10 protein-coding genes are annotated in these 16089 nt (G+C 65.2%); 5 read left to right on the top strand and 5 right to left on the bottom strand.

Annotation, left to right across the window (positions count from 1 at the left end; genetic code table 11):
- From ACESL9_RS02915 to ACESL9_RS02905, 3 genes are all read right to left on the bottom strand, one after another.
- Positions 1-639 (bottom strand): N-acetylneuraminate synthase family protein (locus ACESL9_RS02915; RefSeq protein WP_372674483.1); only part of this gene is annotated, 639 nt, incomplete at its 3' end.
- A gap of 1 nt (position 640) precedes the next feature.
- Positions 641-1540, bottom strand: a complete 900-nt coding sequence (locus ACESL9_RS02910; RefSeq protein ID WP_372611666.1) for a lysophospholipid acyltransferase family protein — start codon at positions 1538-1540, stop codon at positions 641-643.
- Between the two features lie 71 nt (positions 1541-1611).
- Positions 1612-2067 (bottom strand): Lrp/AsnC family transcriptional regulator, encoded by a 456-nt coding sequence (locus tag ACESL9_RS02905; protein ID WP_372611668.1) that lies wholly within the window; start codon positions 2065-2067, stop codon positions 1612-1614.
- A 107-nt stretch (positions 2068-2174) separates the two neighbouring features.
- Between ACESL9_RS02905 and ACESL9_RS02900 the strand changes: the two genes are divergently transcribed.
- The 3 genes from ACESL9_RS02900 to ACESL9_RS02890 are packed head-to-tail and all read left to right on the top strand — an operon-like array spanning position 2175 to position 6913.
- A complete protein-coding gene (locus ACESL9_RS02900) occupies positions 2175-3377 on the top strand; it encodes a methionine gamma-lyase (RefSeq protein ID WP_372611670.1) in 1203 nt (400 codons plus the stop codon).
- Positions 3378-3401: 24 nt separating this feature from the next.
- On the top strand, positions 3402-4520 hold the full coding sequence (locus tag ACESL9_RS02895) for a glycine cleavage T C-terminal barrel domain-containing protein (RefSeq protein WP_372611672.1): 1119 nt from the start codon (positions 3402-3404) through the stop codon (positions 4518-4520).
- A gap of 23 nt (positions 4521-4543) precedes the next feature.
- Entirely contained in the window at positions 4544-6913 is a 2370-nt protein-coding gene (locus ACESL9_RS02890) for a transketolase (RefSeq protein WP_372674482.1), read from the top strand.
- A gap of 15 nt (positions 6914-6928) precedes the next feature.
- Here the strand turns inward: ACESL9_RS02890 and ACESL9_RS02885 are convergent, their stop codons facing one another.
- Both ACESL9_RS02885 and ACESL9_RS02880 read right to left on the bottom strand, forming a co-directional pair.
- Entirely contained in the window at positions 6929-10663 is a 3735-nt protein-coding gene (locus ACESL9_RS02885; protein ID WP_372674480.1) for a translocation/assembly module TamB domain-containing protein, read from the bottom strand.
- Positions 10663-12468, bottom strand: coding sequence for an autotransporter assembly complex protein TamA (locus ACESL9_RS02880; RefSeq protein WP_372674479.1), 1806 nt, complete (start codon positions 12466-12468; stop codon positions 10663-10665). The genes ACESL9_RS02885 and ACESL9_RS02880 overlap by 1 nt, the downstream gene beginning before the upstream one ends.
- Positions 12469-12811: 343 nt before the next feature.
- Here ACESL9_RS02880 and ACESL9_RS02875 point away from each other — a divergent pair, with 343 nt between their 5' ends.
- Positions 12812-13969: a TAXI family TRAP transporter solute-binding subunit gene (locus tag ACESL9_RS02875; RefSeq protein WP_372611680.1), complete on the top strand. Its 1158-nt coding sequence runs from the start codon at positions 12812-12814 to the stop codon at positions 13967-13969.
- An 88-nt stretch (positions 13970-14057) separates the two neighbouring features.
- Positions 14058-16052 carry a TRAP transporter permease gene (locus ACESL9_RS02870; RefSeq protein ID WP_372611682.1) on the top strand — a complete coding sequence of 665 codons (1995 nt, stop codon included), beginning with the start codon at positions 14058-14060 and terminating at the stop codon, positions 16050-16052.
- Positions 16053-16089 lie beyond the last annotated feature (37 nt).

The raw sequence follows: 16089 nt of genomic DNA, 5'->3' as shown, positions 1-16089 counted from the left end.
CGGGCCGATCGAGTGATCGGAAAAGCCCACGACGGCATTCGGGAACGCATTGCGCAGCTCGGTCACGCCCCTGAGCGAGACGATTTCGGGCGGCGAGGGGTAGAGGTTGGTGCATTCGAGAAGGGCATAGTCCAGCCCGGCCTCTTCGAGGATGGTCACGCTGGCGCGCATGGTTTCGATGGTTTGCATCCCCGTCGAGAGGATCACCGGCTTGCCCTTGCGGGCGATGTGGCGGATCAGGGGCAGGTTGTCGGCTTCGCCAGAACCGATCTTGTAGGCGGGCACGTCGAGCGAGTCGAGGAAATCGCAGGCCGCGCGCGAAAACGGCGTGGAGATCCAGATCATGCTCAGTGCTTCGGTGTATCGCTTCAGCTCGGCCTCGTCGTCGCGCGAGAGGGCGCATTGCTCCATCACGTGCCAGATCGAGACATCCGCGTTGGGCGGGAAGATCTGCTTGGCCTCGTCGGTCATCTCGTCCTCGACGATATGGGTCTGGTGCTTGATCATTTCACAGCCCGCGGCGGCGGCGTGGCGCACCATCTCTTTCGCAACCTCCAGGTCGCCGCCGTGGTTGATGCCGATCTCGGCGATGACGAGGGGCGGGTGATCGGGGCCGATCTCGCGATTTGCGATCTTCATGTCATGCCTCCCTGGCCTTGGCGGGTTTCCTGATGTCTTTCCAGCGGTTGTGGAACCACAGCCACTGGCCCATATGCGCGCGCACCTGCGCTTCGAGCGAATCGTTCAGGGCCTGGGTCATCTCTTCTGGGGTGGTATGCGGCACCGGGGCCTCGAACACGCCGCGGAACGACAGGCCGTCGGGCTGGCGTATGCCATAGCAGGGGATCAGGACCGCGTCATATTTCAGCGCCAGTTCGGCGAACGAGAGCGCGGTGTAGGCGGGTTGACCGAAGAAATCGAGCGGCTCGCCATTGGGCAGGCGCTGGTCGATCAGCACGGCGAGGGTGCCACCGCCCTTGAGAAAGCGCATCATCTCGGCCATGCCGCGACGGCCGCGCGAGAAAAGCGGCGTACCGATCTTCGAGATGGTTTCGACATAGATCTCGTTGAACTGGCGGATGTTCATCGGGCGATAGATGCCGCCCACGGAGAAGCCGCGATGGATCACGCCCGCGCGGATCACGTCGTAATTGCCGAAATGCCCCGAGACGAGGATCGCGGGGCGGCCCTCGGCACGGGCGGCGTCGAGCGCGGCGAGGCCGGGGCCTTCGAACGGGGTGGCGCGGGCGATGGGCACGAAGTCGTCGGGCGAAAAAAGCTCGGCAAGGGTGCGCCCGAAATTGTCCGGCACGGCACGGGTGAGGCGTTCGACCTCGCGCCGGGGCAGATCGGGGCGCACGCGGGCGAGATTGGCGCGGATCCGTTTGCGCCAGCCGACCAGCGGCGCGACGATGCGCGACACGATCCAGCCCGCGACGGGCACGCGCCAGCGATAGGGCAGGCATCGCAGTATCCACAGCGTGCCGCGGATGACGGCAAAACGAATGCGGTCCCTGAGGTCTGGTCTGTCGTCCGGCATGATCGGGTGTCCATTTGTCTGGCCGGTATATCGCCGATAATCCCGCGCTTTGAAAGCCCGGGTGCAGAGTATCAGCCTGCGGGAAACACCGTGCTGTCCTTGATCGTGCCATAGGCAAAGCTGGTGTCGATCGACCCGATTCCGCCCAGGCGCTGCAAGCGACTTCGGATGAAGCGTTCATAGGCATCCAGCGATTCGACCACGACGCGCAACTGGTAATCGGTCTGTCCGGTCATCACGTGGCATTCGAGAACCTCTTCCATGCCCTGAACCCGGCGCTCGAAATTCTGCACCGTTTCCTCGTCATGCCGCTCAAGCCGGATATGCACGAAGGCGGTGATCGCGAGACCATAAGCCCGGGCGTTCACCCGCGCGCTGTAGCCTTCGATCACGCCGGATCTTTCAAGGTTGCGCACCCGGCGCAGGCAGGGCGAGGGCGAAAGGTTGACCGCCGCGGCGAGATCCTGGTTTGACATGCGCCCGTCGCGTTGCAGGGCGCGGATAATCTGGCGGTCCTTGTTGTCCATGTTCGGCCTTCTTGGCATCATATGCCAATATTTATCAATGAATGGGTAAAAATGGCAATAACTGCGTTGTCATCTGGCGATATCCTGTCAAAAAAGGAGATTCTCATATGACCCGCATACCAGGCTTTGCCACCCGCGCCATTCACCTTGGCCATGACCCGATGGAGCATGAGGGCGCGCTGACACCGCCCCTGCACCTGACCTCGACCTTTGCCTTCGAGACCGCCGAGGCGGGCGGCGAGATGTTCGCGGGCGAGCGGCCCGGCCATGTCTATTCGCGCGTCTCGAACCCCACGCTCGACCTGCTGGAGCGGCGCATGGCCGCGCTCGAAGGGGCCGAGGCGGGGCTGGCACTCGCTTCGGGCATGGGCGCGATCACGGCAACGCTCTGGACGCTGCTGGCGCCGGGCGACGAGGTGATCGTGGACCGCACGCTTTACGGATGCACCTTTGCCTTCCTGCATCACGGGTTGCACAAGTTCGGCATCACCGTGACCCATGTGGACATGACCGAGCCCGAGACCCTGAAGGCGGCGATGAGCGACAAGACCCGCGTGGTCTATTTCGAGACGCCCGCCAATCCCAACATGCGGCTGGTGGATATTGCGGCGGTGGCCGAGATCGCCCATGCGGGCGGGGCGCAGGTCATCGTCGATAATACCTATGCGACGCCCTACCTGACCCGGCCAATCACGCTGGGCGCCGATCTGGTGGTGCATTCGGCGACCAAATACCTGGGCGGGCATGGCGATCTTGTGGCCGGGGTCGTGGTCGGACGGGCCGAGGTGATCGGCGAGATTCGCCTTTTTGGCATGAAGGACATGACCGGCGCGGTGATGGCGCCCTTCAACGCGATGCTTGTCATGCGTGGGCTCAAGACGCTCAGTTTGCGGATGGAGCGGCATTGTGCCAGCGCGCAGACGGTGGCCGAATGGCTTGAGTCGCATCCCGCGGTGGCCAGCGTGCAATTTCCGGGGCTGAAAAGCTTCGGCCAGCACGCGCTGGCGAGCCGCCAGATGGCCCTGCCCGGCGCGATGATCGCCTTTGAGCTCAAGGGTGGGCTGGAGGCCGGGCGCGCGATGATGAACGGGCTGCGGATGATCGCGCGCGCAGTGTCGCTGGGTGATGCCGAAACGCTGATCCAGCATCCCGCCTCGATGACCCATTCGACCTATACCCCCGAGGAGCGTGCCGAACACGGGATCGGTGACGGGCTGATCCGGTTGTCGGTCGGGCTTGAGGATTTGGCCGATATCATCGACGATCTGGACGGGGCCTTGCGCCAACCCGCGCTCAGACAGTCCGCCTGAAACAATGCAACCGAAAGTGCCTTGATGTCCTTCCAGATTTCCATCGGCCCGAACCTGCGCAAATCCGCGTTCTTCGATGCCACCGTTCAAAGCGGGGTGCAGGGGTTCTCGGTCTATAACCACATGCTGATCCCGGGACATTTCGGCGATCCCGATGCCGAGTATGACCGGCTCCTGAACGGTGTGGCGATGTGGGACGTGGCAGCGCAGCGGCAGGTGGAACTGACCGGCCCGGATGCCGGGCGGCTGACGCAATACCTTACCCCCCGCGTCCTGACCAAGACGCGAGTCGGGCAGGGGCGCTACGTGCCGCTTTGCGATCACGACGGGTGGCTGATCAACGATCCGGTGCTCTTGAAACTCGCCGAGGACCGGTATTGGCTTTCGGTGGCCGACAGTGACATTCACCTCTGGGCGGCAGCGATCGGGCGTGAGCGGGGCTGGAACGTTCAGGTGGATGAGCCCGATGTGTCCCCTCTTGCGATCCAGGGGCCGAAGGCGGTGGACGTGGCGGCGGTGCTTTTTGGCGAACGCGTGCGCACCATGCGCCACTTCGCATTCGAAGAGACCACGCTTGCTGGCATTCCGCTGATACTTGCGCGCTCGGGCTGGTCAAAGCAGGGCGGGTTCGAACTTTATCTGATGGACGGTGCGCGGGGCAGCGACCTCTGGTCCATGGTTGCCGAGGCAGGCGCGCCGTTCGGGATCGGGCCGGGTGCGCCGAATGACATCGAGCGCTTGGAGAGCGGGTTGATTTCCTACGGGGCCGACATGCGCTGGCAAGGCGCGCGGGCGAACCCGTTCGAGATGGGGCTGGGGGCGATGGTCGATCTTGAGGCGGGACATGATTTCGTCGGTCGTGCCGCGCTGGAACGGGTGGCGGCCGAGGGACCGGCGCGCAGGCGCGTGGGCCTTGTCCTTGATGGGCGCCCGACGCCGCCGGGCCACCCGGTGCCGCTTGCGGTGGGAGACGCGGTGGTCGGCCGGGTGTGCGAGTTCGCCTTTTCCCGGCGGCTTGACCGGACCATCGGGGTGGGGCTGGTGCACGCCGATCTGCTGGACAATGCCGAGGGTCTCGTGACCATGCTGGAGGCGGGCGCCGTGCCCACGCGGATTGCGCCCCTGCCGTTCGGGAATACGTAACACGCCATGCGATGGGACACGCCATGACAGATACCGATTCCGCGCATCTCAAGACCGTCGAGCAGCGGCTCTTGTGGTTATCGCACTGGATGATCCACCACGCCAACCACGTTCGCCCCAATCCCGACGGGATCAAGGTGGGCGGGCATCAGGCGTCTTCAGCCTCGATGGTGTCGATCATGACGGCGCTCTATTTCTCGGCGCTGCGCCCCGAGGATCGCGTGGCGGTCAAGCCCCATGCCGGGCCGGTCTTTCACGCGATGCAATACCTGATGGGTCATCTCGACCGCGACCGGATGGAGGCTTTTCGCGGATTTGGCGGGGTGCAAAGCTATCCCAGCCGCACCAAGGATGTGGATGACGTGGATTTCTCGACCGGTTCGGTGGGCCTTGGCGTGGCGATCACCTCTTTCGCGTCGCTGGTGCAGGATTACATCGCCGCCAAGGACTGGGGCGCCGACCTGCCGCTGGGCCGAATGGTGGCGCTGGTGGGCGATGCCGAGCTGGATGAGGGCAATATCTACGAGGCGTTGCAGGAAGGCTGGAAGAACGACCTGCGCAATTGTTGGTGGATCATCGACTATAACCGCCAGTCGCTGGACGGGATCGTGCGCGAGGGGCTGTTCGAGCGGGTCGAGAAGATCTTCGACGCCTTCGGATGGGACGTGGTGCGGGTGAAATACGGCGCGCTGCAGCGTGCGGCCTTCGGTGAACCGGGCGGTGAGGCCCTGTGCGCATGGATCGACGCCTGTCCCAACGCGGAGTATTCGGCGTTGACCTTTCAGGGCGGCGCGGTCTGGCGGAAGCGGTTGATGGATGACCTGGGTGACCAGGGTGACGTGACGGCCCTGATAGACCGGCGCTCCGATGCCGAGCTGGCAGCGTTGATGGAGAATCTCGGCGGCAATTGCGTGCAGACCATGGCGGATGTCTTTGCCGACATCGACCATGATCGCCCGACCTGTTTTCTCGCCTACACGATCAAGGGTTGGGGCACGCCCATCGCCGGACACAAGGACAATCACGGCGGGCTGATGACCAAGGCGCAGATGGCCGAATGGCAGCGGCATATGGATATCCCCGAGGGGCAGGAATGGGAGCGTTTCGCCGGCGTCGCCGATGCGGATGGGCTGCGCGACTTCCTGGGCCGGGTGCCGTTCTTTGCCAGGGGCGTGCGGCGGTATTCGGATGACAAGCTGCCTTCGCCCGCGCTTTCGGTCGCCAGTGACCGTGAAATCTCGACCCAGATGGCCTTTGGCAAGATCCTTGACGAATTGGCCAAGGGCGACAGCGCGCTGGCCGACCGGATCGTCACCACCTCGCCGGATGTGACGGGCACCACCTCGCTCGGGCCGTGGGTCAACCGGCGCAAGCTTTTCGCCCGCACGTCCCGACCCGACGCCTTTATCGAGCATCGCATCCCCTCGACCGCGAAATGGGAGTTCACGCCCAAGGGCCAGCATGTCGAACTGGGCATTGCCGAGATGAACCTGTTCCTGCTGCTGGGCGCGGCGGGACTGTCGCACAGCCTGTTCGGCAAGCGGCTGATTCCGATCGGTACGGTCTATGACCCGTTCGTGCATCGCGGGCTCGATGCGCTCAACTATGCCAGTTACCAGGACGCGCGCTTCATCATCGCGGGGACGCCTTCGGGCGTGACATTGGCGCCCGAGGGGGGTGCGCATCAATCGGTGGGCACACCGCTCACCGGCATGGCGCAGGACGGGCTGGCGAGTTTCGAGCCTGCCTTTGCCGACGAGCTGGAAGTAATCATGGAATGGGCCTTCGACTACCTGCAACGTGACGGTGAGGGTGACCCGGACGAACGCACATGGCTGCGTGACGAGACGGGGGGGGCGGTCTATCTGCGGCTGACCACGAAACCGCTGGAACAGCCGGGCAAGCGGCATGACGATGCGTTCCGGCAGGGGGCGATCGACGGGGCCTATTGGCTGCGCCCGCCGGGGCCGAATTGCGAGGTGGTGATCGCCTACCAGGGCGCCGTGGCCGACGAGGCGATTGCCGCCGCCGGCATGATTGGTGGCGCGCGGCGGGATGTGGGTGTTCTGGCGGTCACGTCAGCCGACCGGCTCAACGCAGGCTGGACGGCGGCGCAACGCGAACGCGCGCGTGGAAATAGCGGTGCAACGGCCCATGTCGAGCGGTTGCTGGGCGCGCTGCCGCGCGACTGCGCGCTGGTGACGGTGATCGACGGGCACCCGGCGACGCTGGGCTGGCTGGGCGCGGTGGCCGGGCACCGGACGATCCCGCACGGGGTCGAACATTTCGGCCAGACGGGGATGATCGGTGATCTTTATCGCCATTTCCGCATCGACCGCCAGGCGCTTGTCGCCTCGGTGCAGGGGCTGACATCAGGGGCGCCGGTTCGCTAGCGGGCGATCCCGCGATCAGTAGTCGCGTTCGAAGAACACGCCGATCCCGCTGTTGCCGTCGCTGCCAAGGCGGCCGCGGACCGTGGTGCGGCGGTTGACTTCGAGGTTGAGGTTGATCTGGCTCGTACCGTCGCCCTTGACGGTGACGTCGGTATAGATGTTCTCGGAGATGTATTTGCCCACGCGGGCCTGCGTGGTGCCGTCGTCATCCATGCCGATATCGAGATCGTCCACGCCCAGCGATCGGCGCAGCCCGTCGGTGAGGCCGGTCCCGCCCTGCCCCGACAGGGTGCGGATCGCGGCGGCCAGTTGCACGGCCTGAAAGGCAGAAATCCGCGTCACGTCGCGCCCGAAGAGAAACAGCGACAGCGCCTCTTCCTGTGGCAGGTCCGGCACCGATGTCACGGCCAGGTCGGGCGCCGAGGCCAGCCCGTCGAGACGCAGGGAAACGGCGAATTCCTCGACCTGCGAGGTCGCGGCGAAGGCAATTACCGGATCGAAGCTGCCGCGCATGGTAAGGCTGCCCTCGGTCAGGTTGAGCCGCTGGCCCAGGAGGGAGAGCCGCCCGCGGATCAGGTCGAACTGGCCGCTCGGCACGATGTCACTGGTCGAGCCCGTGAGGCGCAGGCTGCCGCCCAGTTCGGCATCGAGCCCGCGCCCGCGCACGAAGAGGCGATTGGGAGCCGAGATCACGATGTCGAGGGGGAAATCGGCCATGGCGGTGCCGGAGTCATCGCTGCTCTGGTCCATCCCGGCATAGCTCAGGGTGCGCTGGACCCTGCCGGGCGGTCGGAAATGGCGCAAACCGTCGAGCGGAGAGTAGGACGGGCCCAGATCCGGGATGCGCAACTCGGTGTGGCGCAGGTCTATCTGCCCGCCGATCCGCGCCCCGCCTGTCAATGGCCCGTCGAGCGACAACGCACCGTCGAGCACCATCTCGAACAGCGATGGGTCGCGCAGGGTCATATCCACGAGGTCCACGTCCAGCTCGGCCTGGAAGGGTGGCGAGAGCGTGACCGGACCGCGCAGCCGGACCTGCCCCCCGGTCGAGACATCGGCGTCGAGGGCGACCTGTGCCGCCCCGCCAGAAAGGTCGACCTGCCCGCGCAAACGTTCAAGCGCGATGGCCCGCGCGGGAAGCGACAGCCTTGCATCATCGACGCTGATGCGCCCCGCAAGCGAGTCGAGGGCCAGCGGCCCGTCGAGTCTCAGGTCCAGTCGGGCCAATCCCGAAAGCGCCTGTCCCGAAAGCCGCGCATTGGCCAGCGCCAGCGGCACCGTTCCGGTCACGCCCAGATCGGCGCGGGTGCCGTCCTCGGCCACCGTACCGTCGAGTGCGAGCGTGATGCCGCCCGGCCCCTGGCCCTGCGTATCTATCCGCCAGCGCGTGTCAGCCTTGGTGGCGCTGCCAGAAAGCTGCGCGGCGCCGGGCAGCTCGGGAACGATCTGCCCGAGATCGGCGAGGGAAAGGCGATAATCGAACCGACCATCCTCGGCGCCCAGTTCGCCGCTGACCGAGGCATCAAGTGTGGGAGCGTCGAGATCGAGCTTGTCAAGGGTCAGATGACCATTCTCATCGCGGACGGCGGCAATGTCGAACCGGGTTGCCCCGCGCAGAAGCGGGGTCAGCGCGGGGAGACCCACATCAAGCGCGCGGGTCTGGCCGCTTGCGTCGAGATCGAAGCTTTGCGCGAGGAGATCGGCATTGCCTTTGGCGGTGAGGTTCAACGATCCGGCCAGAGGGCGATTGGCGATAGTGGAAAACGCGGCCAGCCGTCCGATCTCGGCCGAGAAGGTGCCATCGGCCGACAGACGTTCGACCCCGTCGCCGGTGATGGTGCCACGATATGTCATCTCAGCGTCACCGGGCAGGGTGCTGTCGGCGCTCAGGGTCCAGACCTCGCCCTGTTGCTCGGCCGTTGCGGTCAGGTCTGCCGCACCGTCGAGCCCGGGCAGGGCGCGGCCGAGTTGTGGAATGCGGGCGGTGAGACGCGCCGTGCTCTTGCCGCTGGCAAGGTTGGCCTCGGCGTCGATGCGCGCGTGATCCGTGCGGAGCCGGATCGGATTGGCGCGCAGCCCGGCCTCGTCGCGGTCAAGTCCGAAGGTGAGCTGGCCCTGACCGGCGAGCAGTGGGTCGAGTTGGGTGATTCCGGTCGAGAGGTCGCCGGTATTGCCATCGAAGCGAAGTGCCACGCGCCCGGTCAACGGTTCGACCTGGCCGGTGATGGCGAGATCGGCGCGTCCGCCAATCTCGATCCCGGCCAGCCCGGCAAAACGGGCAAGGTCGTCAGCGTCGAGTCGCAGATCGGGCACGACGGTCAAAGTGCCGATGTCGCCGGGCGCACTGACCGTGACGGTGCCGTCCATGCCGAAATCGGCTCCCCGGAGCGACAGGTTGCGCAGCCGCAGCGGCGCGTCCGCCGACCAGCCGAAATCGACCCCGCCGCGCAATGCCTCGCCCAGGGCGCGCGCCAGGTCGGGATCTTCTGGCGCGGACAGGCCGTCGGCCTCGAACAAGAGCGCGCCAGAAACGCTTTGCGCCGCGCGCAGGATGCGCCCCGAGCCGCCGAGTTCGGCCGATTCGATTCGCACCCCCTCCTGTTCGATCCCGGTTGCGGTGCCGTCGATCCGCCATTCATCGCCCGATGCGGAATCAAAGCGCGCCGCGAGATTTGCCGCCCGGACGGTTGTGCGCGGGCCTGGCAGGGGAAGGGTCACGCGGTCGCCCTCGGGCGGGGTGATCGCGGCATCGAGCGTCAGTTTGCGCGGCCAGCCATCGGCCGCGATTTCGGCGGCGCCGGTGATCCGCATCGCCGCCGTGTCGATGTCGAGCCGATCGAGCAGAAAGCCGCCATCGGCACCGCGTTCCCCGCGCGCGTCGAGCGTGACCTGATCGCCCAGAAACGCGGCGAACTCCGGCAAAAGAAGCGGGGCCAGATCGCCGTCAAGCGCCGCCTCGAACCCTGTTGCGCCGTCCTCATCAGTGATCAGGGTGACGGTGCCGGTCATGCGGTCCTGTTCGTCACTGGCCAGTCGCATGCGCGCGGTGAAATCGCTGATCGGGTCGTCGCCTTGCAACTCCATGGCAATCGACGGCTGCCCGGGCAAGCCCAGCAGATTGGCGGCAAGACCGTTCTCGGGCTCGGCGAGGGCAAGGTCGATGCGCAGGTCGCGGGTGGTATTGTCGAACGCGCCCTCAAGGGTGAACTGCCCCGGGCGATCAAGCCTTTCGACGTCGAGCGACGCCTCGCCCGCCCCGCCTGCAAGCGACGCCTTGCCGTTGAGGGACAACGCGGCGTCCTGCCCGAGAAATGCCGCGCCAAGCTCGGCCCGGTTTATTGCCAGTTCGGCGATATCGACCGAGACCGGCAGATCAGGCAGAGAAAAGTCGCCGCCCGCCTCGGGGCTCGGCATGGTGTCCCCGGCGGGCAAAGGCGGCCGGGACAACTCGATCTGGCCGATTGTGATCTCTTCAATGGCGATCCGGCCGCGCAACAGGGCAGAGCGGTTCCAGACCAGCACCAGATCGGAGGCGGTGAGCCAGACGCCGTCGGGGTCGGTGACGATGATTTTCTCGATCGTGGCGCGCGAACTCAGCGCCCCGGCGAAGCCTTCCATGCGGACATCTCGCCCCGGTGCGGAAAGCGCGTCTTCCAGCAGGCCCTGAATGAAACCACGGTCGCTTTCGCTGTCTTGAGCGAGGGCGCCGAGCGGGACAAGAAGGGCCAGACATATCGCCAGAAATCGCATCAGAACGCCTGCCCGATCCCGATGTAGAGTTGCACCCCGTTGCCGGTGTCGCCAGCGACAGGACCGGCAAGGTCGACCCGGATCGGCCCGACCGGTGTCTTGTAACGCACCCCCAGCCCGGCCCCGGCATGCCAGTCGCCTTCTTCGAAGAACCCGCCGCTGATGAAGCCCGCATCGGCAAAGGCGGCAAGGCCGATCCGGTCGCCGACGGGAAAGCGCAACTCGCCCGAGAGGCCCGCAAAGCTGCGCCCGCCAAGTTCGACCCCGCCATAATCGGCGTTGAGCGATTTGTAGGGCTGGCCGCGCACCGTGCCCGCACCGCCGGAGTAGAACAGGAAATCAGGCGGCGCGGCGCGGGCTTCCGGCCCGACCAGTGCGCCAAGCTGCAAGCGCCCGGCCAGAACCGTTCCGCCGGTTTCGCCCAACGCGCGATAGGAGCGCAGGTCGAGCGTGGCTTGCCCGCCCGTCTGTGCATCGAAGGTCTCGTAGAACGGCGTCAGTTCGGCCCGGGCATAGATTCCGCGCGATGCATCGAGCGGATCGTCGCGATTGTCATAGGTCAGCGAGAGCGGCAGGCTCAGCAGTTGCATTTCACGCTGAGTGAATATGCGGGCATAGCGATCGGTGATGCGGGCATATTCGTAACCGATGCCCAGATCACCCGAAAGCCGCTCACTGAACTCGCGCGAGACCCCGGTGGTAAAGCGGAACTTTTCTTCAAGAAAGCGCGGCTCGTCGCTGTAGATGAACCCGGCCTCGGCGAAGAAGAGCGTGTCGGGCCCATAAACGGCAGGGCGTTCGAAACGAAAGGAGAGCGAATAGTCGGTGCCCTGGCCGGTGCCGCCGATCTGGGCGATTTCACTGTCGACGCGAAACTGCTCGGCCCCGCCCAGAAGGTTGCGATGCAGCCAGTAGCCCGACAGCGTCAAGCCGTCGAAGCTCGAATATTCCAACCCGCCGCCGATCCGCCGCGGGCGGCGATCGACCACCGCGATTTCCATGTCGAGGGCGCCATCGGAGGTGACGGTTTCGGCCTCGTTCACTTGCACGGAGGAAAAGGTTCCGACCTTGCGCAGGCGGGTGGCGGCCTTGTCGACAGCGTCGGGGTCATAGGTCTCACCTCGGGGCAGGCCCGCGATCCGCCGTATCCGCGAGTCGCGCACAGCGCTTTGCCCAGTGACGGTGACAGTGCCGAAGCGCACGCGCGGGCCGGGCGCGACGTCTACATCGACATCCAGGCGCGCGCTGTCATGACGGGCCAGGACGCGTTGATCGGTGATGCGTGCCTTGGCATGGCCGGCATTGCGCCAGTCGTTGATCGCCTCGCGCGTGGCCTCGCGCGCAACGCGCGCGCGCGCTGGTGCGTCCGGGCGGAAGCGGTCGGGCAGGGGGCGCTCGCCTGCCAAGGGTTCGATCCGCACCGCGCCAAATCGGAACAAGCGTCCGGGATCGACTGTGATCGTTGCATTGCCGATCTGTTCGGGCGCGCGAAACGGGTCGATCAGCGCGGCCTCGCGCCCGTCGATCAGAATGCTTACATCGACCGAGTAATAGCCTTCCGAATAGAGCACCTCGACCAGGCGGGCATAATCGCCGCGTGCGGCAGCGAGGATGTCGTCGGCGGTGGCTTCGGGATTGTCCACGAGACCGCGCAGAACCGAGGCTGACCGCAGGGCATCGCCAAGCGCATCGGATTGCGGACCGGACACGGTCAACTCCACCTTGTCGAGCGCCTGCGCGCCATGGGCAACGCCGAGGCCGAGGGCGCAACAGGTCAACAATTTCGTGGTGAGATTCGCTGTCATATTTCGCCCTGCTCTTGTGACTACCATAGAGCAACCAGACTCCAACCCCAAGTGGTCGCACGAATATCGGCGCCGAGATGCACGTTGATTTGAATCTCGTGATTTCACGGTGCTTCGGTGCAGGCGAATCGGGCAATCCCGGCTGGGGGGGGCTGTTTCGGCGGGCCCGGAAAACCTGGTGATTGGCGTAAACCGTGGCCTCTCCCCGTATTTTTGGACGTTGATGCCTGTCACGTCACGTAAGATCGCGCCAAGATTGACAGGATTGCCCGGTGCGTCGGACATTTGAGGAGCTTTGCCGGAGTCCGAAGGGCGCGGGCAGGGTCAACCAGGGAGGAGAAAAATGCACAAGTTTTCATTGACGATGGCGCTCTGCCTGATGGGTGCTCCGATTGCGGCGCAGGAGGTCGAGCTGCCCGGACAGATCACATGGACCGCCTATGGCACCGGATCGGCCGGTTACAACCAGGCCGTAGCGATCGGCGCGGCGCTTCAGGATGCGGGCGTCAACCTGCGGGTTCTGCCCGGCAAGAACGACATTGCCCGTACCGAGCCTGTCCGCCAGGGCAAGGTTCAATTCTCGGCCAACGGCGTGGGCGGATCGTTCATGGCGCAGGAGGGCGTGTTCCAGTTCGGCGCCAAGAACTGGGGGCCACAGCCTGTACGTGTTCTGGCGGCCAATAACGGCGGCGCGGTGGGGCTCTCGCTGGCAGTTGCAGCAGAAGCCTGTGAAAAGGCCGGCAAGCCCGATTGCGAAGGCTTCACCTATGCCGACCTCGAGGGCATGCGGGTGAGCCTTGTGAAGGGTGCACCGTCGCTCAACACCAACAACGAGGCCTATCTCGCCTATGGTGGCCTGACATGGGATGATGTGGAAGTGGTCGAATTCGGCGGTTTCGGCGACAGCTGGAAAGGCATGATGGACGGCACCACAGATGCGGCCTTTGCCTCGACCAATTCGGGCATGGCCTATGAGGCGGCGTCGGGGCCGCGCGGCGTTTACTGGCCGCCGATCGACCCCGATGACACCGAGGCGTTGGAGCGGATGCAGGCCATTGCCCCGTTCTTTACGCCGATGATGGCGACGGTTGGTGCCGAGATCGACGGAACGGACGGGGCGCCGACCGCGGGCTATGCCTATCCGGTGCTGATGACCTACGCGGCGCAGGATGAGGACCTGACCTATAAAATGACCAAGGCCATGCATGTCTTTTTCGATGACTATGATGGCGACGCGCCGGGGATCAGCGGCTGGGCGCTGGACAAGCAGGATTTCCAGTGGGTGGCCCCGTATCATGACGGCGCGATCCGCTATTACAAGGAAATCGGCGTGTGGACCGACGAGCACCAGGAACACAACGACATGCTCGTTGCCCGCCAGGCGGCGCTGAAGGCGGCGTGGGAAGAGCTTGAGGCCGAGAACCCTGATGACTGGGAGGAGGCCTGGGCCACCAAACGTCGCGAGGCATTGGAGGATGGCGGGTTTGCTGTCGTCTTCTGAGCCCTGACATGAAGCCTCCGGCGGGCGGTCTGCCCGCCGGATTCACTGGTTTTCCCGGGCGTGACCGGGTTGCAGGGGCGTGATCGAGATGGCGGCACAAGCAGAAACGAAAGACCGCGCCACGGCGGCCATCGAGGCCGAAAAGGCGGCGGAGCGGCTGACCTATACCGGGCCTGCGCGCTGGATGATCATCGTATGCACGCTTGCGGCGATTGGGCTTGCGGTCAATCAGCTCTTCAACCTGCGGCTGGGGGGGTATTCCTTTCTGGAGGGGACGTATCTCTACCTTCTGGCAGGGCTGTTCCTGAGCCTGACATTCATCACCTTCCGGGCCTGGGGGCCACCATCCCCCGTTGTTCCAATCCATGACTGGGCACTGGCCGTCATCGCGCTTGGGGTGGCGGGGTTCTTCACGGCCACGGCGGGCCAGAGCCTTGATTCCGGGTGGGAATACGCGCCACCCGATTACGCGATCTGGATGTCGGTGCTGTTTTACGTGCTGATTCTCGAAGGCACGCGGCGGGCCGGGGGGATGGTCCTGTTCGGGATCGTGCTGGTGTTTTCGCTCTACCCGACCTTTGCCGGGCACGTGCCCGATCCGTTGAACGGATTCACGCAGCCGTTCCGCGACGTGATCCCCTATTTCATGATCTCGTCCGAGGCGTCGTTCGGTATTCCGATGAAGGCGTTCGGCAACCTAGTCATCGGGTTCATCCTGTTCGGTGCGGTGCTGCAATTCACCGGCGGGGGCAAGTTCTTCAACAACCTCGCGTTGTCGCTGGTGGGCGGCTATCGCGGCGGTGCGGCGAAGGTTTCGATCTTTGCCAGCGGCTTCATGGGCTCGATGTCGGGGTCGGTCATCTCGAACGTGCTGACCACCGGGGCGGTGTCGATTCCGGCGATGAAGAAATCAGGTTTCTCGCCGCGTTACGCGGCGGCGACCGAGGCCTGCGCCTCGACCGGGGGGGTTCTGATGCCGCCGATCATGGGGGCCACCGCCTTTGTCATCGCGTCATGGCTGAGTCGCCCCTATGTCGAGATCATGCTGGCCGCGGCGATCCCGTCGATCCTCTATTTCTTTGGTCTTTTCATGCAGATCGACGCCTATTCGGCGCGCCGCGGGCTGACCGGGATGGCGCGGGCCGACCTGCCGCGCGTGGGGGAGACGCTGCGCTCGGGCTGGCTTTACGTGGCGGTTTTCGCCCTGCTGATCTTCCTGATGGTCGCCTATCGCTGGGAGACGACGGCGCCGTTCTATGCCGTGGTCCTGTTGCTGGTCGTGAACCAGTTCAACCGGGGCGACCGGATGTCGTGGGAGGGGTTCCTCAATGTCATCGTTTCGGTGGGTCGGACACTGTCGGAGCTGGTGGCGGTGTTGCTGGGAATCGGGATGATCGTGGGGGCGTTTCAGGCGACGGGGCTGACCGGGCCCCTGGCCAATGAACTGGTGCATATGGCCGGAAACTCCATTCCGATGCTGCTGCTCATGGGCGCGTTGACGGCGTTCATCTTCGGCATGGGGATGACGGTGACGGCCTGTTACATCTTCCTTGCCGTGGTGTTGGCCCCCGCACTGGTGCAGGCCGGTCTGAACGAGTTGGCGGTGCACCTGTTCATCCTTTACTGGGGCATGGTCAGCTTCATCACCCCGCCGGTCGCGCTGGGTGCATTCGCGGCCGCGTCCATGGCCGGAGCGGGGGCGATGCGGACCGGCATAGAGGCGATGAAGCTGGGCGGGACGATCTATATCATCCCCTTCTTTTTCGTTTTGAATCCAGCGCTTATCGGCCAAGGCCCGGCGCTGGAGGTCGCGGTGGTGCTGGCCTGCGCGCTGCTTGGCGTATGGTTCATCTCGGCCGCCTTGCAGGGCTATGCGAGCTTTGTCGGGCCCTTGCCCGAAGGGATTTTCGGGCTGGGGTCTCGCGCGCTCCTGCTGTTGGCGGGTCTGATGGTGGCGTCACCGGCGGGGGGTGTTGCGGGGCTCAGTCACACGGTTCTGACGCTGGCCGGTTTCGTCGTGGCGTTGCTTCCGATGGGGGTTGCGTGGCGGCAGGCAAGGCTGCCGAGCGCGGCAAGCCCCTGACATGGGTTAACGCTCTGCGCCCCAGGGTTAACACGAG

The sequence above is a fragment of the Aquicoccus sp. genome (assembly GCF_041686535.1).
GTDB lineage: Bacteria > Pseudomonadota > Alphaproteobacteria > Rhodobacterales > Rhodobacteraceae > Aquicoccus.
This window is presented reverse-complemented; position numbering and strand designations above follow the sequence as displayed.